Genomic DNA, 23,134 nt, shown 5'->3' with positions numbered 1-23,134 from the left:
GCTGACAAAGTGTGGTATTTAAAAATAATGATTTGTATTTTGGCAGATAAAAGACTTGAGTGCTTTCTGAAAGCCATTAAAAATGCATTACGACGGGCTTTTACGTTGTTTATCGGATTAAAACAACAACAAGGTACGATTTTATTTACAATATTAGAAGGACTTTAACTTGTTAATCAGTACTTTAACATTATAGGAGAGCTAATTATTCAAATCATTTAAATCGAGGAAGAGAATGTTAAAACTCATTTTAACAGTTTTTAAAATAAAAAACCATTCCGTTTCTGGAATGGTTTTTTGCTATAAAGAGATTTCTTTTATTTAGAAAACAATTTTTGAATCCTTCAAATTTCCATTTTCAAGTGCCGTTTTCACGAGCAATACTTGATTAGATGACTGCAGATTGGTGATCTGCAATTCTTTTTCTCCAATGTTTAGTTTCTGATAAATCAGTTTTCCTGCAACATCAAAAATGTAAACTTTGTCAAGTATCTCAACTGTAGAAGTCACTTTAATCACTTTGTCTTTAGTTGCAATCAAAACACTGCTTTCAGGATTTTCAACAGTAGTTGTTCCCAAAGTTTTATTAGTGTAGCGCAAGACAAAACGATCTGTAAAAGTTCCTTCCGTTGTTTTGAAAGTATAATTGCTTTCTTTTAAATCGTGAACAATTCCGGTCAATTTATCTTCTAAATAGATCGCCTGACTGCTCATATTTCCATCTGTCTGACTTATCGAAATTGTAAAATCACCTGCAATTGTGGTACGATATCCGAGCGGTACCAAATCAGCATCTGAAAAAGGCAATCCACGACCTTGAATCGCAAGATGCATATTATTATTTACACTGTAGAAATCGAGATAAATATTTCCGTCGAAACTCTCTCCATCATATCTTTTTTCATAATCATTGCTTGCACCTTCTATGTAGCCAACCAATAATTGTTTAAAAGCACCTTCCGTATTTGTCATATCCAGCCAAATTCGGTGTTTTTCGATTGTTTGTTTACTTAAATCTTTACTCGGTTTAAAAAACTGACCGTTATTAGCGCCACCGCTTCGCATTAAATTATTAAAAGTAATAGTTCCTGCTCCACTTGTTTTTGCAAAGAAAGATTGTCCGGCCGCAATGTGACCACTAGGTACATTCGGATTGTTTCCGGGAGCAGCAGTACCCGTTGGAGCTGCTGCTGTTGCAGTTCCTCCACTTAAATTATAAGTAGCATAATCGTCTGCATTGTATTTATAGGCACCCACTAAAACAACTGGAGTATTGTGAGTCCAGAAATAAAGAGTTCCTTCTAAAACATTATTTGCAGTAATAAATTTATCAGCCTCTAAGGCAGAAGGATATGGATTCCCGATTAGATAATACTTGTCAGCAGTTACCGTTTCTCCCGAAATCGTTCCGTTATTTGGAACTCCAATAAAAGTCGTTGAAAAAGGACTGCGAGCAGTATTAGAAAAGGTTTCGGGTCCTCGAATTATGTATCCTTTCCCGATTGTCATATTACTGAATTTAGAAATTCCCACCCAATCATTGCCATCAAAAGCATAAAATTTATCATCTCTGGTTTGCGAAGAAACATCAACCAATCTCTGCGGATTTACAGGTGTTGACCAATACACATAATCCGCTTGACGAATAGGCAGGCTGTTGCGCTTGTAATTGATATTTCCAGTATTAGTCACGTTATTTGTCTGAAGAAGACTAGCACTATTTTCAAAAGTTAGCACTGCACCGCCACCAGATTCTACTACAACATCATTTTCGATGGATAAAGTGTGTCCCGAATTAATAGTCACTTTTTTGCCTGCATCCACTTTGCACGAACAACCGCTCAAATCACCCGTCGACTGAAAATCGGCGGCAAACTCAAGTATATCAGTAGCGACTGGATTTCCATTTGACCAAGTTCCCGAATATACATTTGTTATGGGCACTTTGATTTGAATACTCACCGTTGCTAGTGAAGGACAATTTACACCATCATGAATCGTAAAAGTATAATTTCCCGGTATTAAATCTGGAATTGTAATATTTGGCCCAGCACTATTGTAAACTTGCGAGGCTGTTCCTGATTGTGTTATCGTCCAATTTGTACCCGTTAAGATACCGTTTAGTTCAATACTCCCTTTCGGATTAACGCAAGTAGGTTGCACAATTGTTCCAATACCCGGCGTAATCGGCAATGGATTTACCGTTATTGTTCCTGTAGCATTTATTGAACCACAACCACCAATTAAAGGAATTGTATAATTATATGTTCCCGTATTTGTTGGAGTTCCGCTAATCGTAATTGTATTTGATGACCAAGCAGCGGTAATGCCCGGTGGCAAACCAGACGGCGTACCAATGCCCGTTGCTCCAGTTGTTGTATGCGTAATATTTGTCATTACCGTATGATTACAAACTGTGGGAGATGAAGATGCCGGTCCCGCACTATTTAAATTGACGATAATAGTTCCGATTGCGTTATAAGTGCCACAACCACCTGTTAAAGGAATACTATAATTGAATGTTCCTGTATTTGATGGCGTTCCGCTTATCGTTATTGTATTTGACGCCCAAGCAGCTGTTACGCCAGTTGGCAAACCCGAAGGAGTTCCGATGCCCGTAGCCCCCGTCGTGGTATGTGTTATATTTGGCATTAATGTATTAACGCACAATACAGGCGATGATGAAGCAGCAGTAACGGTATTTTCGGCTCTAACCGCGATAGGATATATATCTGAAACTACATATGTTGGCGTACAACCAGCTGTTACAGTTAATGTCAAGGTTACTTGTTTTCCAGCATCAGCCGCCACTGAATTATAAGTTGGCGTTAAAGTTGTACTATTAGAAAGAGTTCCCGAACCATCATGAGTCCATGAAACGGTTCCGTTTGCCGCGGTGGCTTCTCCGGCCAAAACTGTAGCAGCTTCCGTCGAACAAATAATTTTAGAACCTGTAATAGAAACAGTAGGTGCGGCCTGTATGTTTACTGTATACGTAGCCGTTGCAATTTGTGGAGCACAAGTATTATTACTAGTGACCGTCATGGTTAGTATAACTGTCCTTGCCGCACCACCAAGCGTTGGCGTATAAGTTGGCGTAAGCGTAGTATCTCCTGTTAATGTTCCAGAACCACCACTAAAAGTCCATTTAATCGTTCCATTTGAAAATGATGCACCGCTTACAGTTGCAGTACCATTGGAACAAATTGTCTGAGATCCTCCTGCGATTGCTGTTGGAAGTCCTTGAATAACCACATTTTGTGCTGCAGATGGCAGACTGTTGCATCCGCCGGTTCTGCTAAATTGAACAGTATAGCTTCCGGCTGCGGTAACAAATATTGACTTTGAAGTTGCACCATTCGACCATAAATAACCATAACCAGAAGGAAGTGGATCATTAGCCGTAAGATTAACTCCATCTGTTTGACAAATTGTTAAAGGACCATCAGCAGTAACAGTTGGAGCTGTTGCAGGAGTTGCAGTTGTAATAAAAGCTGGCGAAGGCACTCCGGCTGCCGCACTTTTTCCACAGCCATTTCGGGCATAAACTCTATAATAATATGCAGTCGTAACGGTTAACCCTGTAAAAGTATAACTTGTACCTGTAATGCCTCCCACCGAAACTAATCCTGTAGTGAAACCGGCATTGGTAGCACGTTCAACCGTATAATCAACAGCTCCGACAGAAGCTGCCCAATTCATTGTAAATTCGGTGCAGTAAACATTACTCGAGGTTACAGAACCAGGGGCCGCTGGCAATGCACTATTCATAGTAACTGAAGCAGGGCCTGGTGCGTAAGCGCTGTTTCCACAACCATTAATCGCTCTTATACGATAATAGTACGTCATAAGTGATGTTAGCCCCGTTATGGTAAATGAATTGGTTGTTATACCCGTAAACGTAGCAACTCCCGTTGTAAATCCAGCGTCGGTTGCGCTTTGTACTTCATAACTTGTTGCACCAGCTACGGCCGTCCAAGTAACATTAAATTGCGAACACAAGACGGTATTAGAACTTGGATTCGTTGGTGCTGAGAGCACAGATCCTGTCGGAGTAACATCACCGATCACATAGCCACTAGTACCACAGCCATTAACCGCTGCAATTCGATATCTATAAGAAGTACCACTTGTTAATCCTGTTATTGTATAATTTGTAGTAGTAACATTAGAAGCAGTTCCTAAAATTGGACTAAAATTAGCAGCTGTAGTTGACCATTGCACCGTATAACTTGTCGCATTTGCAACCGTATTCCAATTCAATGTAAACTGTGTACAAGCATTTCCGGTTACAGGAGTCGCAGCCATTGTTGGAGTTGTCGGCGCTACAGGAGTCGCGTAGGTTATTGTATTCGAATTTGAACTTATACAGCTCCCGTTAAAAGCCCTAACTCTATAATAATAAGTTGTATTTGCACTACCTGAAACTACGTAAGACAATACATTTCCAACATTAAGTGCATTGTAACCAGCAACAAAAGTAGCAAAGGTATTCACAGTTGAAACATCCAACTCATAATAAGTTGCCCCTGCAACCGCCTGCCAATTTGCTGTAATTTGTGTACAAGTTGCATTGCTTCCCGCTAAGGCAACTGGCGCGGTACCAGATGAATTTACAGTAACATCGGCTGTATTATTTGAATTAATGGGTGATGAAGTACAGTTTTCAGAAGCCACAGAACTTGATCCTGATGACAAAGCCGTAATTTTAATTGTTCGTGTTCCTACAGTAGTAAAGCCGGTTGCAATAAAACTTCCTGTCCCGGCAGTAGTAACCTTCATTGAGGCTGGCGTCTGCGCTGTCCCTTGAATATCATAAGAAACAGAATAAAGTCCGACAGGCAGATTTCCTGTCAAAGTAATTTCAGAAGAAGTTCCTGAGCAAACATTTACAGCAGTAGCTGTTGTACTGGTTAAGCTATAAGTGGGACAGGTATAAGAAATTGTTACTTTTCCATTTCCTCCATCGCCACCCTTTCTTGATTGACCAAAAAACGAAGATCGTCCACCGCTTCCTCCACCACCTGGAGCTGCTCCTGGATTTCCCAAATTAGTTGTAAAAGCTGTCGAAATTGCTGCACCGCCAAGACCTCCGCCGTTTGCACCGTTTCCTCCTGCTCCAGAACTTATAATTCCACCCGTATCATCAGTAAGACCAGCTTCTCCATTACCTCCGGCAGTACCTGAAGTTGTAGTAGTTCCTAAAGAATTTGCTGCTAAACCTGCCACACCACCTACAACTAAATTACCATTATTTACCAAACCACCTTTTCCTCCCTCGGCTAAAATAGAATATCCAGTTATTCCAGAAGATCCACCATTGCCTCCGTTTTGACTATCGACACCTTTACCGCCTGTACCGACGTTTACAGTAAGTGTTTCACCAGATGTTATTGTTAATACAGCACTTGCAAAAGCACCTCCACCTCCTCCAGAGCCTCCTCTTGCTCCACGTATACCTGGATTCGTAGAACTTCCACCACCACCGCCGGCACCCCAAGCTTGTACCGTAATACTGGTAACGCCTGCCGGACTAACGAATGTTTGCGAGCCTCCTAAAGTAAATGTTGCTGTAGTTTGTGCCAAAAGAAAAACAGGAAGACAAACTAATACTGAGATAAGTAATGTTTTTTTCATACTGCGCTTATTTAATAACAAAAATTAAATTCAGATTCAACTCAAAATTTATTCTGCATTCTTAAATACCACATTAAACAGGAATTCTTATAAAGGCCTGGACAGTAATGAAAAATAATGGTGATAAAAGTAATTTTGTTCCCTTAATTTGGTATTTAAATAGTAATAACCAGTATTTTAATTTTTTGGAAGAAAAGGGGCTGAAACAATTTTCTTAATCTGTTTTCAATTAAAAAAGGCGGAAATCGAATGTAAAAATCAAGCTTAAAAACTTATGAAAACAGCGTTAAACAATTTACAAAATTTTAACAACTATTTAAAAAACAAGCACTTATAATTAAAATTTCTTTTTAATCCACAACTTTTTAAGTAATTTCTTTCATTTTTTTTCTTTTGATGCAATTGGTCTTTTAAATTTTGCAAATCAACTGAAATTAAAAAATCTTGATTTTTCAAATTATCACGTTAATTAAAAAAAATCAAAATTCATTTTAAAAAATGTCAAAAAAAAACGTCTGACTAAGGCTTTTTCTTCGAAAAAAAACACAAAAAAAAATCCGTTTGCAAAATGACAAACGGATTGTTTATTTGGAGAAAAAATAGTTAAAAAATTACTTTTCGAGTCACTAAAAAACCATTTTCCAATTTTACTTTCACCAATAAAACTTCATTAATTGAAATTATATTGTGAATCATTAAATCTCTTGAATCAATTTTAGTTTTTTTATACAGCATCTTTCCAGAAATATCATAAATTTCAACTTCGTCAAGAAAGTCTTCATATGTTTTTATATAAATTTGTTTATCCTTTATTGAAACAAAAACATTTTCATTTTTACTTTGAAAATCGGCACTATTCAAGCTTTTGTCAATATATTTCAGTTCAAATCTATTGTTAAAAGTTCCGGCTTCGCTTTTGAAATAATATGGAGCTTCTTTTAAATTATGAATTACCTTTAAATCTTTATCTTCAAGATACACATTGGCTGAAAATTCCGCATCAATCTGATCAATACTAAAACTGAAAACATCTGCAAGTTTTGACGAATAACCAAGCATTACCGAATCTGCTTCTTCAAAAGGAAAAGTTCTTCCTTGAATGACCAATTCTTTGTCATCTGCAATGCTGTAAAAATCTGCAAACTTGTTTGCATTAAAAGATTCGGCGTCATAACTAGTATCAAAATGTTCCGTTGCTCCTTCAATATAACCTATCAAAATTTGTTTAAAAAGACCTTGTTCGTTTTGTAAATCCAACCAGATTCGCTGTTTTTTGATATCGTTTTTTTGATTTTTTGCATTTGTTGAAGGTTTATAAAAGGATGTATTTTTTTCTTTCATCCTCATTTTATCATTAAATTCTATGATTCCATAATTTAGGCTTTCCACAAAAAATGCCTGACCCGCACCAATTGTCTTATCCGGAATCGTTTCAATCACTCCCGATGTCAAAGCGCCACGCGTTCCAACACCGCCCAACAGATTGTAAACCGCATAATCGTCAGATGTATATTTGTTATTTGCAATAGGCGTATTGTGTGTCCAAAAATAAATTGTGCCCTTAATTTTTGAAGCGTTTTCTTTTAAAAAAGCATCTGCATTTAATGTCGAAGGATATGGATTTCCAATTAAATTAAAACTATTCGCCGTGCCCATATTTATTTCAACCTTTCCATTATTCGGCAATCCTTTGAAAGTAGCTAAATAACTAACCGGGACTGATGACGAAAAGTCTTTTGGTCCTTGAATAATGTAACCAATTCCGGGCAACATTTTATTGGATTCGTTTTCAACTTTCCAATTATTTGCAGCCGTATCAAAAGTCATAAATTTATCGGAGAAGGTGTTAGGAGAAAGATTTACAAGCTTTTGTTCATCAACTGGCGATGACCAATATGTATAATCTGAACTTAAAATAGGTGATGAATTTCTTTTTAGATGAATATGTCCGGTATTGATAATTTCATCATCTGACTGATATAAATTTGCTCCATCTTCTAAAATCAAAGTTCCGAGGCCCGAATAAGCAAACTCTAAACCCAAAGTATTTTTGCTTGACAAAAAAACATTTTTGCCTTCATCAATAGTGCAACTACAAACATTAGCACTTGTCAAAGCAGTGTAATTATCGGCAAAAAACAATTCTTTTCCGCCTGACGGAAAGCCATTTGACCATGAATTTCCATCCCAAGTTGTAGAATCTAAACAAAGTTTCAATCTTGCAATTCGGTGTTTAGAAATTCCAGAAACCGAATTAAAATCGCCTCCAATTAAAAGTTTAAAATCGGAAGTAAAGCACATTGAATACACTTTATTATTGAGCTGCGCATTAAAAGAAGTATCAACATTTCCAGTTTTTAGTAATCGCAGCAATCGCAATGAAACTGTGTTTTTATAATTTCCCGAAAAAGTACCTCCTACCAAAATACGATCATCTGGCTGTACCAAAATACTACGGACATCACCTTTGCTAAAACCAGAACCCGACTCAAATGAAGTATCCAAGCTTCCGTTTGGGTTTAAACGCAAGAATCTTTTTTGCACAACTTTATTAAAACTTAAGAAAGAACCTCCAACAATAATTTTTTGATCAGACTGCAATCCTAATGCATACACGTATTTATCAAATCCATCACCAATTGTAAATGTTGGGTCTATAATTCCATCTGTATTTAATCGCACTAAACCTGCATAATTGCTGTTGTTAAAACTCATAAAGCGTCCACCAACCAAAATTTTTCCGTCGGGCTGAATCACAATGGCTTCGATAATAGCATTTGCGCCAATTCCGACATTAAAACTGGCATCTTTCGAGCCATTTGGCAAAAGCCTAATAATCCTGCCAGCATTTACATCATTATATTTAGTAAAACCGCCAGCAACAATAATCTTTCCATCAGGCTGAATAGCCATTGCATAGACTTGACTGTTACAGCCAGAAGTTACTATAAAAGAGGGATCAACTTCTCCATTTGGCAAAATCCGTACAATTCGGTTAACAATAGTCTCATTGTATTTTGTAAAATTTCCGCCCAAAATAATTTTCCCGTCTGGTTGCAAAACCGCTGTTTTAATTAAATTATTTGCTCCTTCATTTCCGGAATTAAAATCAGGATCCGTCGAACCATCTTCTAAAAGTTTTGCAATTCTATTGGTTGGACTTCCATTAAATTTTTTAAAATTCCCAACTACCATCGATTCGCCGTTTTCTAAGGGCAATATTTTGTAAACCGAATTATCAAAACCAATTCCCGCAGCTAGATATCCTGTATCATATTCGCCATCAATGTTAATTTTAGCCAATCTTCCTTGGTTTAAACCATCAAAGACCGAAAATGAACCTCCAATGTACCAAGCACCATCATTATCAATTTCTAAAGCCAAAACTGAAGCTGAAGCTGGACCAGATCTGGAATTTTCTTCTTCGATAAGGATCCCAGATTTTGTAAGAAGACAAACACGATTAACATCCGCACCATTATAAATTCCTGTAAAAGATCCACCAACCATCATGTCACCAACAGCATTTATTTTGATTGTCTGAACCGTTCCCGAATCAAAGCCAGATCCACTCAAAAAAGAAGCATCAATACTGCCATCTTGCCTGATTCTTATAATTCGGTTTGCAGTTGTACCATTATAAGATGTGAATTTACCACCCAGAACAATTAGTTCATCTGGTTGAGTTTCCATTGTCGAAACATTATCATCAAATCCCGAACCTATATTAAAACTTATGTCCGTGCTTCCATCAACATTTAAACGAATAATTCTATTGCTTGAAGCTCCATTAAAAGCAGTAAAATTTCCGGCAAGCAGTATTTTTCCATCAGCCAAAACCTTGACTTTTGTAATGGTTGCCGAAGATCCTGTAGATAAAAAAGCAGCATCCAAAGTACCATTAGGCAAAATTCGTGCAATATGGTTTGCGGTTACATTGTTGTATTTTGTAAAGCTGCCACAAACGATTATTTTTCCGTCTGACTGAACTGCGATGTCGTATATAATTCCAATTGTAGCGCCAATAGAAGTATTTAATGAGACGTCAAGACTTCCGTCAGAATTTAAACGAACGAACCGGCCAACAGCAGTGCCATTATAGGAAGTAAAACTTCCGCCGACAAGTATTTTACCATCTGGCAAAATAAATGATGCATAAACTTTTCCGTTAAAACCGCTTCCCACATGAAAATTTTCATCGACACTTCCATCAGGTTTTAGGCGTGTTAAATAGGGAGAAGAAATTCCGTTAAGGTTCAAATAATCGCCTCCAACGATAAGATTTTGATCTTTTTGAAGCGACAATGTTCGTACTGCATTATCAAAACCGTCACCAATCAAGCCATCGTCCAGTGTATTAAAAGTTATATCAACTTTTCCTTGTTGGCCATAAATAACAGAATTTCCAAAAAAAACAATCAAGGTAATTGCGTAAAGTAGTTTTTTATTCAAAATCAAAAGTGAGATTAATATTAAATTGAAAGAATTTTCTGAAATTTATAATTTACATTCTACTTGTACAATACCCACTTTTAGTGATATTTCGATCAAAAAAAAGCCATTTCTCAAGAAGAGAAATGGCTTTTAAAGTATTAAGATTAGTTTTTTATTTATTGAAAGATAATTTTTCTTGTCGTTTTGTATCCGTTTTCAAGTGTAATATCCACTAGTAAAACTTGATTTCCAGACTGTAAATTTGAGATCAATAATTCTGTTGTTCCTACTTTCTTTTTATCATAAAGCTGTTTGCCCGCTACATCAAAAATCGTAATCTCTTTAATTACTTCATTTGAAGATAGTATTTTAACAGCTTTATCTTTAACAGAAACCGTAATGCCTTTATCTACATTTTCAAAATCTCCAGTTCCTAGAGATTTATTAGTGTATCGAAGAACCAAACGATCTTCAAACGTTCCTATCTCGGTAGTAAAAGTATAATTGCTTTCTCTTAAATCATGGATTGTACCTGTCTTTTTATCTTCAACATAAATAGCCTGAGTTGTCATATTACCATCAACCCCGTCAATCGCAATTGTAAAATCTCCAGCAATTGTAGTGCGGTAACCCAATGGCACTTGATCAGCATCATTAAATGGCAAACCACGCCCTTGAATTGCTAAATTTTCATTATCGTTAATACTATAGAAATCAAGGAATTTATTTCCGTCGAAAGTTTTTCCATCAAACAGTCTATCGTAATTATTTGTCGCACCGTCAACATAAGCCACCAATAATTGTTTAAAAGCACCGCCATCATTAGTCATATTCAGCCACACACGATGTTTTTCAATTGCTGCAGTCTTTGCTGTTTTGCCAGGCTTAAAGAACTGATTGTTATTATCGCCTGAAAGTCGCATTGAGTTGGTAAATTTGACATTACCAGAAGCAATGGTTCCTACAAAGAACGCTTGTCCTGCGCCAATTTTACCATTTGGTATTGTCTTATTTGGAGTATCAAGACCTGGTTTTGTTCCCGAAGGAGCTGCAGCAGTTCCCGCTCCTCCACTCAAATTATAGACCGCATAATCATCTGTCTGATATTGATAAGCCCCTACCAAAACTACTGGTGTATTGTGTGTCCAGAAATAAAGGGTTCCATCCAATAAAGTTTTATTAGTAGTTTCAAGTATAAAAAGATCTGCACTTAATGCTGAAGGATATGGGTTACCTAATAAATAAAAGTTTCCTCCAACCATAGCTTCTCCAGTAAAGTCACCATTATTAGGAGTTCCTACGAAAGTTCCTGTAAAATCAGTTTTACTTGTATTTGAGTAAGTATCAGGTCCGCGAATAATATATCCTTTACCTACAGTCATCAATGAAGTTTTAGGTGTAAATACCCATTTCGTACCATCGAAAGCAAAATATTTATCTGATGCTGTTGCTGATGAAAGTGCACCTAAGACTTGGTTTTTAACGGGAGATGACCAGTAAACGTAATCTGCCTGGCGAATTTTGCCTGCATATCGGTTATATCTAATCGTACCTGTATTTAAAGTATTACTAGAATTATTCTGTATTAAAGTTGAAGTATCATCAAAAATTAAATTACTTCCTGTACCCACCACATGCACACCTTTTGTTACTGTTAGGGTTATTCCTGATGCAACTGTTACTACAGCGCCATTGCTTACCGTTACAGAGCAATAGGTCGCATCTGTACTAATAGTGGTACCACTTGCAAAATTTACGTATTCATCTGAAGTTGGAGGTGTCCCATATGACCAAGAAGTACCACCAGTAAATGTATTTGCTACTACATTAACAGCCGCCGAGTAGGTTACAGTACAACCGTTGTTAACACCAAATTTATAAGTCCCTGGCGCTAATTGTGAAACCGTTATTGAACTTGACGTAAATGGAATTGTAGTTACGGTTGTTCCGTCATCTTGCAATAAATTTCCTGAAGCCGGCAAACCGCTAATTGATACACTAGCTCCATTTGCAGCACAACTTGGTCGCGATGGTGTTCCAACAATTGGTGCTGGATAATTTGGATTAATTGTTAAAGGAGTAGTTGAACTTTTTGAACAACTACTGCCGTTTGTCACGGTATATACTACATCTACATTACCAGCTGTAACACCTGTAACAACTCCTGATGCGTTAATAGTTGCTGAACCTGTTCCGTTAATAATAGACCATACTCCTGACGGTGTTGCATTTGCAAATGCTGGAGTTGTTCCTCCAACACAAACTGATGTTGCGCCTCCTGTGATTGCGGCTACTGTTGGAACCGGGTTGACTGTTATCGATTTTTGAGCAAATACATTACCGTTGCATCCACTCGATATGGTATAAGTAATATTTGTTGTTCCTACCGAAACTCCGGTAACATTTCCTGAAGCATCAACTGTTGCAACTGTTGGAGTACTACTACTCCATGCGCCTGTTCCACTTCCTAAAACAACTCCATTTGCTGTGTAAGCTGTTGCGGTGCCTCCAATACAGATTGAATTTGGTCCCGTTACTGAGGTTATTGCTGAATTAGCAATAACAGTATATGGTTTTGATGCTGTTATTGGAGCTGAAGTTCCACAGCCTCCTGTCACCATATAAATTATATTTGCTGTTCCTGCAGAAACTGCCGTTACAACTCCTGTAGATCCGTTAACAGTAGCGACTGCTCCGTTATCACTTGCCCAACTACCTGTTCCGCCTCCTAAGACTTGGCCAGAAACAGTATAAGTCGTAGTGGCACCAATACATTGTGGAGTGATTCCCGCTGTAACGGTTCCTGCACTTGCATTAGCATTAACTGTATATGGTTTTGATGCCGACACTGTGTTTCCACAGCCTCCATTCACTGTATAAATTATATTGGCTGTTCCGGCTGAAACTGCAGTAACAACTCCTGTCGATGCAACAACTGTAGCTACTGATGTGTTATCACTTGTCCAACCGCCTGTTCCGCCTCCTAAAACTTGACCGGAGACAGTATAAGTTGTTGTCCCCCCAATACATTGTGGACTAATACCTGCCGTAACTGTTCCTGCATTTGCAGTAGCATTAACTGTAATTGAAATTTGTGCCGATTTCGTTCCGCCACATCCACTTGTTATAGTGTATTTGATAATAGTTGTTCCAGCCGAAACACCTGTAACATTTCCAGAAGTATCAACTGTTGCGACACTAGGACTGCTGCTGTTCCAAGCGCCAGATCCACCTCCTAAAACAACTCCATTAGCGGTATAAGTTGTTGCAGTACCACCAATGCAAATTGAACTTGGTCCTGTCACCGAAGATACAGCTGCATTAGCATTTACTGTAATTGGAATTTGAGCTGATTTCGTTCCGCCACATCCACTTGTTATCGTGTATGTAATAGTAGTTGTTCCCGCAGAAACTCCTGTGACTTTTCCAAAAGCATCAACAGTTGCGACTGATGGAGTAGTACTATTCCAAGCACCTGTTCCATTTCCTAAAACAACTCCATTAGCTGTATAAGTTGTTGCGGTACCGCCAATGCAAATCGAACTTGGACCCGTCACCGAAGTTACAGCTGCATCTGGATAAGTTGTACCGATGCTGGCTGGTGAACTAGTGGAACAACCTGCGCCATCAGCATAACTCAAAGTATAAGTTCCGGCATCTAAACCAGTTCTATTCAAAGTAGTGCCACCATCAGACCAAGAAACATCTAAGACATTTAATGTAACATTTGTAACAGTATTAGATTGATACAAATCTATTGTTTTAGAATACACTACATTATTACTTGCATCTAAAAGTTCTAGCAACATGTTTTGACCTCTTTGTGCACAGCAATCAGTACGATTATAAATTTTTAAATAATCAAGATTTTTACCAGCTTTTAAATCAACTAAAATATATTCGTTAGTATTTGGTGTTGCACTATGCCAAAAATTATTAACTCCCGAATTATCACCATCAATAGCACTTGACGCAGGGTATGCGGCTGAATAAACTGAGCTTGCTGTAGCCGTTGCTCCAACTGAAGATCGCGCAACATTTGTACCTGTAAAAATTTCGAAAGCTTCAATTTCTGCAACTTGTTGATAAGCATCTACATTAACGTATTTTTGGGTTAATTTAATATATCGAATATTAGCTAACCCTCCCGAAATAGATGGCGTAATAGTACCATTATTAGATGCAGCACAAGTTTCATCTGTTTTGGCTAATGTAATTGTTGGTGTTGAATTTACCGTTATTGTAGCTGAACTTGCGAGTGTGCTTGAACATGTTGGTCCTGATTGATAAACCGCACTGACCAAATTATAAACAAATACTCCGGCGACTGAAGTTGGCGCAGCAACTGTTGCTGTAGTATTTGCCGCCAAATTTATGATTTGGTTCCCTCCACTATTAATCTTATAAGTTACAGTAATTGGTAAAGCTTGTGGATTTGTAAAAGTTATATTTGGCGACGCCGAATTTAAACAAACTGTTGTAGTACCGCTTACTACTACGGTTGGTGACGGTTTTATTAAAAGGGTAAAAGTATTCATAAAACTTACACATCCTGACGTAGCGTTTTTAACAGTAAGAGTTCCCGTGTACGTTCCTCCTGGAACATTGGCTGGTACAGCAATCGTGTTTATTGTTCCAGATCCTGCTCCAAAAGCAAATGTAGCATCTGTTTGATTTACTAATCCTGCCGCCAATGCAGCTGCATTCCACACTATACTGTAACGATTAGGACTACCTACTGTAGCAGAATAATTTAATAGAGCATTTTGTGCGGTAGTGCTATAACATAAATCTGTGGCGCTCGACGCCGCTGAAATTGACATCGTTGTGTTTGCAACCGTTGTAGATTGACATGCAGCAGTCATATCACAACTATTTTTATATCGTACATAGTAAGTTAAATTACCCATTGTAGGGCTAACTACAACACTAGCAGGAATAGTATTTGAAGTTCCTACTACAGTTCCTCCACATGAATCGGAATAAAACTCTACATATCCTCCCAATCCACCAAGTGAACCACTATTACCAACTGAAAGGGTGGTTGTACCTGCACAAGAAGTTGTAGAAGTAAATGATCCTGCTGCAGGTTGGGTTGGAGCACCTGTTACTACTTGTATAATAACAATTGTAGCATCAGAATAAATACCTGATGTAACCGTTCTTCTGTAATAAGTTGTTCCGGTAATTGTATTAGCTGGAACTGTATAACTTACACCGTTGTTAGTTCCCGAAGCTGCAGTATAACCGGTGGTAGGATCAGTAGAAGTACTTTTCTCCCACAAATAAGTGTAAGTCCCATTTCCTCCTGTTGGTGTAGATCCGTTAATAATAATTTGAGGAACTCCTCCAGTTGTACAAAAAGGCTGTGCATAAGTCGCCACTACATTATATGATTTTACCACACCCTGACAAGGATCTCCAAAAGTAGTATTAAAAGCTGCTCCTCCTGGAGGAACTGTTGCGACATTGCTACCCAATAAGCCTGTGGTTACAGCACGGCTATTAAAAGCATGGCAAGAACCAATCGTGAAATTTGGACTTGTTCCGCCAGGCAAACCATAACTTGCAAATTTAACATTAATAAAAGCTGAGCCTATTGGGGCTGAAAGCGTTACTGAACCTGGTATTGTATGTGCTGCGTTGCCATACTCTCCAGATGTTCCGGCCATATCACCCGAATTTCCATTTACGTACCATGCATAATTATTATCAATCGCAGGATAAGGAATACTGCCATTAATATTAATTCTACCCGATGATGTGTCAAAAAAAGTATTATTTGTATTTGTGGCAACCGGGTTAGAACTTGTACTACCCCATGAATTCGAAAGCGGTCCCGCTCCCCCAAGTGTTAAAATTCCTGCATAATGCTGAATACTTCCCAGCGATGCAACAACATTTGTTTCAATAGCTAAAAGATTAGTTACAGTAACCGCGGCTGAAAATGTTTTTGTTCCTGATCCTGTTGGTGATGGTGGAGAAAGAGTTAAATTACTATATGTGACACCAGCAACAGTTTGATTACCTCCCACAAAGTTAATTTTACTCAATGAGCCACTTGCACTAAATGTTCCATTGCTTACAAAATTACCACTGATGTTTAGCACCGTATTAGAATTACTAACCAACGTCAAAGCAGCTGAAGCATTAATTGTCAAATTATTAACTGATGCTGTATATGCAGAAATAGAAGGAGAAAATGGTGTTCCAGCTGGTATCACAACATTTGTTGATGATGAAGGTACTGCATTACTACACCAGTTCGAAGGCGTATTCCAATCTGTACTTGTCAATCCTGACCAGTAACCTGCAGTACATGAGGCTGCACTTACTGTAATTCTCCCTGTTGCAGTTGTTCCAAAATAAGTTGCGCTTTTATTTGCTGCTGAACTGTTACTACCTCCCCAAACTCCACCAGTCTGAAAACTACTTGCAAAGGCAAGTGCTCCCGCAGTGTGAGTATTAACATTTCCTAAATTCATAGTCGTACCTGAGGCAAATACAAGATTTCCAGTAACTGCCAATTTAGACCCGTTTGCTGTTAAGCCACCACCAAGAATATTAAGGTTGCCGGTTACGTTTAAGTCCGTCCCCATTGTCGTAGTTCCGCCTGTAATATATAAATTATTAAATGATGTGAATTTGGTAGCAGGCAGCGTATTTGTTCCTGTCAAAATAACCGTTCCTGTGCCTGGAGTCCAAGTACCCGAATCCGCACCTATAGTTATATTTCCTCCGATAATCAATGTTCCTCCAGCACTCATTGTAACTGTCCCTGTGTTCCCTCCATTACTTCCTCCTAACCGCAAACTTCCTGCAGTCATGGTAGATCCGTTCGTAAATGTTACAGTTCCTGTAATTCCATTACCAGTTGATGTTCCTCCAATGAGAACGGCACCCGATACAGTAAGTGAAGGACTTCCTGTAGATGCAAAAGTTAAAGTACCAGTTTCTGCACCATTTCCCCCTGCTCTTCCTAATTGTAAACTTGCACAAGTTGCATTTGTTACATCAATAGTTAATGTTGCACCGCCTCGAACGACAATATCGTCTGTAGAATTAGGATTAAGAGCACTCCAAGTAGTACTTGAACTAACGGTAATCGTAGCTGCATTCGCAAACGAAACAACAAAAAACATCCCCAAACAAAGTATCCTTAAACTCGGGGTAAAAGATCTTTTTTTAGAAGAATTAGAAAAATTAAAAAATAAAGAACGAACGAACAAAAGTAGTTTTCGAATCATATAGGGCGTGGTATTAAATTTGTTTTTGGCGTTAAAAAGAAACAAAACTGCATTGCAAATTTGGGGCAATACTTTAATTTTGGCTTTTAAAACTCTTATTATCAAAGGCTAAAATCCTGTTTTTCAAACCGAATTCAGCTCGTGATATTATCGTACAAAAATATTATAATTCCGCACACACACAACATTTTAGCAATTTTCTTTTTGAGAAAACGAAGAAAATTATCATAAAATTTAACAACAAAATGACTATTTTTAGCATTTATAGTTAAAAAGCAAGAAAAACCATATGAATTTAATTTGCACACCAAAAGAAGCTTTACAGAAATTAGAACACTTTTGTGCGTATCAGGAACGCTGTCACGACGAGGTTGTTTCAAAATTATACAGCTTAAAAATGACAGCAGACGAGATTGATTCAATTGTGGTTCAGCTAATTGAAGGAAACTTTTTGAACGAAACCCGATTTGCTTGTTCGTTCGCTGGAGGAAAACATCGCATGAAATCTTGGGGAAAAATCAGAATTACTAACGAACTCAAACTCCGAAACATTTCTTCCACAAATATCAATTTGGCATTAAAAGAAATATCGGCCGAAGAATATGAAATTACCTTCAATGAACTTTCTGAAAAATGCTGGAACAGCATCCAAGAAAAAAATCTGCTAAAGAAAAGAAAAAAGTTCTGCGACTATCTTCTTCGTCGCGGTTATGAGAGCAATTTTGTTTATGAAAAAGCAAAAGAACTTGAGAGAGAATAACTTCCGTTTTTCTTACAATTCAATTACATTAAACTTCTTCTGAAAGGTCGTCATTTATCAGAAAATACTTTCCTATACAAATGTCCGTTTCTTGCGAATAACGCAGTATATCAGACGTTTTCAATTATTAAATTGTAAAAACTTAGCAATTTTACTTGATATGTTGCGACTTTTCTTATAATATTTTTTAAGCATTTATAAGAATTTCCACAGATTGTGCATTTTTTATGTGCATTTCAACGATTAATACAAACACTTCATCGATTATTCGACCATTCCAAAACCATCTTTTTTCGAAACTCGTAGATGTATATATCTTTGTTAGGTTAAATGCTATGCCAGCATAACATCCTGATTGAAACCACTTAACATGACTACTTGGCTTCATTTTGATGTTCATTTTTTTAAAATTTTATGGCATAGAAACGTTAAACAAAACAAAATAAAAAAACAATTTTTAAAAATTAAATGCCACGATTTAATATGATTAGAAAATTACTTTTAAGTTTTTTATTTTCCCTATTCCCCTTTTTAAAAATACGCGCCGAAAAATTTAGTTTTAAAATTGCTTTTGTTGCGTTTTTCTTAGGATTTAGTTTAAATAGTGCAAATGCACAATGTAATACCGCAAGTACCGGAACAGTAAGTAGCAATACCGATAAAATGTGTGTTGGAACTAATCAAACTTTTTCATCAAATGGCTGGGGAGGTGGAACTTGGACTTCTTCAAATCCATCAGTTTTGCAAAATGTCGGAAACAGTGAATTCAAAGCAATTGCTGCTGGAACAGCAGATGTTATATATTCTATAACTCAAAGCGGCTGCTCTGAAGTTAAAAGTTCGAGAAAAACTATTACTGTTTACAATGCTTTAGGCACAATAGGCGAAATTACCGGAACTTCTCCACAATGTGAAAAGATTTCAAATCAAGTTTATTCTGTATCCCCTGTTGCCAATGCAACTAACTACGTGTGGACAGTCCCAAATGGTTGGTCAATTGATTCAGGAGCGGGAACAAACAGCATTACGGTAACTGTTGGAAATCCAAATCAAGGTGGCAACATTACAGTTTACGCAACCAATAGTTGTGCATCGACGTCTACAAAAAGCCTTTATTCAAATGTCAACCCTACAATAAAACAAACTCCTAATGCAACTGGTGCAACTAATACACAATGTACTTACGCCATGCTAACATGGAACAACGTCAATAATGCAACGGGATTTTATTTGGACATTGCAACGGACATTAATTTTACAAATTTCGTAGGCATTTATAAAAATTACGATGTAGCCTACAATAACGGAAGTTCACCAGTTTATGATCTTCCTCCAGGAACTTTGTACTATAGAGTTAGAGGATATAATAGCTGTACAATAACCGACTATTCTACCCCTAGAAGTTTTAGCACTATTGCACCTGTTGGTGGTTCTGCTTCATCACCACAAACAATATGTTCAGGAGCTACACCTGCAAATTTAACACTTGCAAATAATACTGGAACTGTCCTTTATTGGGAAAAGTCTGCTACTTCGTCATTTACATCAGCTACTCAGATAAACAATTCAGCAAGTACTACACTATTAGGAACCACAATTGGTCCGCTTACTGCAAACACTTACTTCAGGGCAGTCGTAACAGGTTCTAATTGCAACAGTTATTCAAATTCTGTATTAATAACAATTGGTAATTCAATTTCTGCCGCATCTTCATCTCCAACAATATGCGCTAATACACCATTGACAGCAATTACCCATACTACTTCAGGATTTACAGGAATTGGGACCCCTAGCAATTTACCTCCAGGAACTAGCGCAGGTTTCGCAAACAATACCGTTACAATTTCGGGTACACCTACAACAGCAGGAACATATGATTATAGTATTCCGTTAACAGGTGGAACTTGCGGAAGCGGCAGTGCAAACGCAACTGGAAGAATTATTGTGAACCCAATTTTAACTGCAAGCGTAAATATTGCAGCTTCACCTTCAGGACCGATTTGCCCGGGAACTTCGGTAACTTTTACGGCGACTGCAACAAACGGAGGAACTCCTAGTTATCAATGGAAATTAAACAATGTTACTACAGGAACAAACTCTGCAACTTATACGAGTTCTACTTTAGCAAATAATGACGTTGTTACCTGCGTGATGACATCTACGGCTTCTCCTTGTTTGGCAGGAAGTCCGGCAACCTCAAACAGCATAACTATGGTTGTAAATCCAACCAAAACTGCTAGTGTTACAATTACGTCTGACCAATCGAGCTCAACAATTTGCCAAGGAACTCATGTTCGATTTACAGCGCAGCCAGTCAATGGCGGAAACGCGCCAACTTATCAATGGTACAATGGAACAACTTTGCTTACAGAAACTTCAAATTCTTATCTTGCCTATAATGTAACAAGTACAGACGCCTTTAAAGTTGTAATGACTTCTAATGCATCTCCTTGTCTTACAGGAAGTCCGGCAACTTCTAATACTATGTCTTTTTCGGTTATTACCACAGACCGAGGAAGAACACAGGGAGGAACACCAATATGCCAAGGAACCGCAACACCTAAGTTAAAATTGGTAAATTTTGATGCTCCGAATCAAGGTGCCGCTTATTCTTATCCAACAAAAGTTGTACGATGGGAATATAGCACTGACGGAAACAACACATGGACTCCAATTCCGGGAACTCAAGGTTTGATCGAATATCAACCTGCGGCGAATGATCCTTTAAGTAATTTAGCAGTTACCACAACCTTTAGAGCTGTTGCACAAACTACTGGCTGCGCTCAAGAGTTTAAAGCCATTGAAACTGAAGTAACAGTAAAGCCATTGCCAACAGTAACATTTACAACACAGCCAACTTCTGATGTTGTGACTCAAACTAATGTTACTTATACTACGCAAGCAGGACAAAACAGTTATTTATGGACGGTGACTGGAACTTTAAATACGGATTACTCTATTGTTTCAGGAAGTTTAACTAGCAATACAGTAACATTAAAATGGTTGACAACAGGAAGTAAAACAGTAACGGTAAATTACAAAAACAGTTATAATGGTAATGCCAATAACGGTTGCTATGGCGCAACACCAGCAACAAACACAATCATGGTTACTGATCCGCCGGCACCGCCAGCACCACCTACAGTGGGGACTATCACACAGCCAACTTGCGCAGTTCCAACCGGAAGTATAACTTTAACTAATTTGCCAAATTCAGGAACGTTGCTTCGCCAAGGACCAAACACTACTAATGCAACCTATACCATTACAGGAAATACGATGACGATATCTGGCCTTGCGGTTGGAACTTATGCATTTGCCATTAGCTCTGCTTTTACACCTGCTTATACGGATCCAATCGTAATTGACGGTTCAAAAAAATGGAATGGTACATCTTGGACTGGTAATACAGACCCAACTTCAAATGACGTATTGATATTTGCTGGAGATTATAGTTTAAACAAAGACATCGAAGGCTGTTCTTGTACTGTAAACAATAACGCAAAGGTTACAATAAAAACCGGCAAAACGATGACTATTACAAACTTTATTCACGTTGATTCGGGCTCATTAAATTTTGAGAACAATGCCAGTTTAATTCAAACAAATCCTGATGCAACAATCAACACAGGAAATATTAGTTATATCCGCAATAGCTTACCTATACGTCAAGCCGACTTCGTTTATTGGTCAAGCCCTGTAAAAGGTTACACTCTTGCAGGAGTTTCGCCTGCAACTTCGGCAGATAAATATTTTACTTACAATGGTACGCAGTGGATTTCGGTTGCAAGAACAACTGAAATGATTGTGGGTAAAGGGTATATTATTCGTGGGCCTGACAACTATTCGAACACACAACGTCAAGCTTTTACCGCTACATTTACTGGAGTTCCTAACAATGGAACATTATCAGGCGAAACTGTTTCGGCAGATAAATTCTATTTAGTCGGCAATCCATATCCTTCGGCATTAGATGGCAGTAAATTTATCCTTGACAACAACAATAAAAATTTACTAACAGGAACCTTGTACTTTTGGACACACAATACTCTTGTAGTTTTATCGGGTGCTTATCAATATAATGCCGATGATTATGCAAGTTATAATGTAACAGGAGGCGTAAGAACTTCTGCCATTACCGGAACAACATCTGGAAATAACAACGAAGCGCCAACCGGCCAAATTGGAGCGGGTCAGTCCTTTTTTGTCGGTGCAAAAGCAGCCGGAACAATCAAATTCGACAATACAATGCGATCTGGCGGAACTAATAACAGTCAATTTTTCAAACCTGCAACTGCAAAGACTACGGGAACAGAAAAACACCGTTTGTGGCTTAACATGACAAACGATGAAGGGGCTTTCAAGCAATTGCTTGTAGGATATGTTGAGGGCGCGACAAATAAAATTGATTTTGGCTATGACGGCGAAACTTTTGACGGAAATAAATATTTGGATTTTTACAGTATCAACGAAAATACCTCACTTGTAATCCAAGGGCGAGGATTGCCATTTAGCGATAGTGACACTGTTCCTCTAGGATACAGAACAACAATTGCAGGAAATTTTACGATCGCAATTGACGCGGCTGATGGAGATTTAAAAACGCAGAAAATTTATTTAGAAGACAAAACAACTTCTGTTATCTATGATCTTACTGCTGGCAACTACACTTTTACAACTGGTGTAGGAACCTTCCAAGATCGTTTTGTGCTCCGTTACACTAACAAATCATTAGGAACAGGTGATTTTGAAAATGTTAAAGATGGAGTTTTAGTCTCAATAAAAGATAAAATAATAAAAGTGCTTTCGTCTAACGAAAACTTGAAAGAAGTAGACATTTATGACATTTCAGGAAAAGTACTATATAACAAGACAAAAATAAATGCTACCGAATTGCAAATTTCAAACTTGCAGTCAGGCAATGGAGTTTTAATAGCAAAAGTTATTTTAGAAAATGGTTCTTCAATTTCTAAAAAGATTATTTTTCAATAAATAAATCATATTATTTCATAAAAAAATCCATCCGCTTTGGCAGATGGATTTTTTTTATTCAGAA

5 protein-coding genes are annotated in these 23,134 nt (G+C 37.7%); 2 read left to right on the top strand and 3 right to left on the bottom strand.

Annotation, left to right across the window (positions count from 1 at the left end; translation table 11 throughout):
- Positions 1–321 precede the first annotated feature (321 nt).
- The 3 genes from FND99_RS05040 to FND99_RS05030 all read right to left on the bottom strand — a co-directional run bounded on the left by FND99_RS05040 (position 322) and on the right by FND99_RS05030 (position 17,213).
- Positions 322–5,637 carry a fibronectin type III domain-containing protein gene (locus FND99_RS05040; RefSeq protein WP_144336894.1) on the bottom strand — a complete coding sequence of 1,772 codons (5,316 nt, stop codon included), beginning with the start codon at positions 5,635–5,637 and terminating at the stop codon, positions 322–324.
- A 603-nt stretch (positions 5,638–6,240) separates the two neighbouring features.
- Positions 6,241–10,089 (bottom strand): T9SS sorting signal type C domain-containing protein, encoded by a 3,849-nt coding sequence (locus FND99_RS05035; protein ID WP_246074171.1) that lies wholly within the window; start codon positions 10,087–10,089, stop codon positions 6,241–6,243.
- Positions 10,090–10,247: 158 nt separating this feature from the next.
- The gene (locus FND99_RS05030) at positions 10,248–17,213 is read right to left on the bottom strand and encodes an Ig-like domain-containing protein (RefSeq protein ID WP_162615536.1); all 6,966 of its coding nucleotides are present in this window, start codon (positions 17,211–17,213) and stop codon (positions 10,248–10,250) included.
- 394 nt (positions 17,214–17,607) lie between these two features.
- On the opposite strand from FND99_RS05030, the gene FND99_RS05025 reads away from it, so the two are divergent.
- Together FND99_RS05025 and FND99_RS05020 are read left to right on the top strand one after the other, a co-directional pair.
- Positions 17,608–18,078: a regulatory protein RecX gene (locus FND99_RS05025; protein ID WP_144336892.1), complete on the top strand. Its 471-nt coding sequence runs from the start codon at positions 17,608–17,610 to the stop codon at positions 18,076–18,078.
- A 483-nt stretch (positions 18,079–18,561) separates the two neighbouring features.
- Positions 18,562–23,070: a T9SS sorting signal type C domain-containing protein gene (locus FND99_RS05020; protein ID WP_162615535.1), complete on the top strand. Its 4,509-nt coding sequence runs from the start codon at positions 18,562–18,564 to the stop codon at positions 23,068–23,070.
- The last annotated feature ends 64 nt before the right edge of the window (positions 23,071–23,134 follow it).

Origin of the sequence: Flavobacterium daemonense (assembly GCF_007341385.1) — a bacterium.
Classification (GTDB): domain Bacteria; phylum Bacteroidota; class Bacteroidia; order Flavobacteriales; family Flavobacteriaceae; genus Flavobacterium; species Flavobacterium daemonense.
This window is presented reverse-complemented; position numbering and strand designations above follow the sequence as displayed.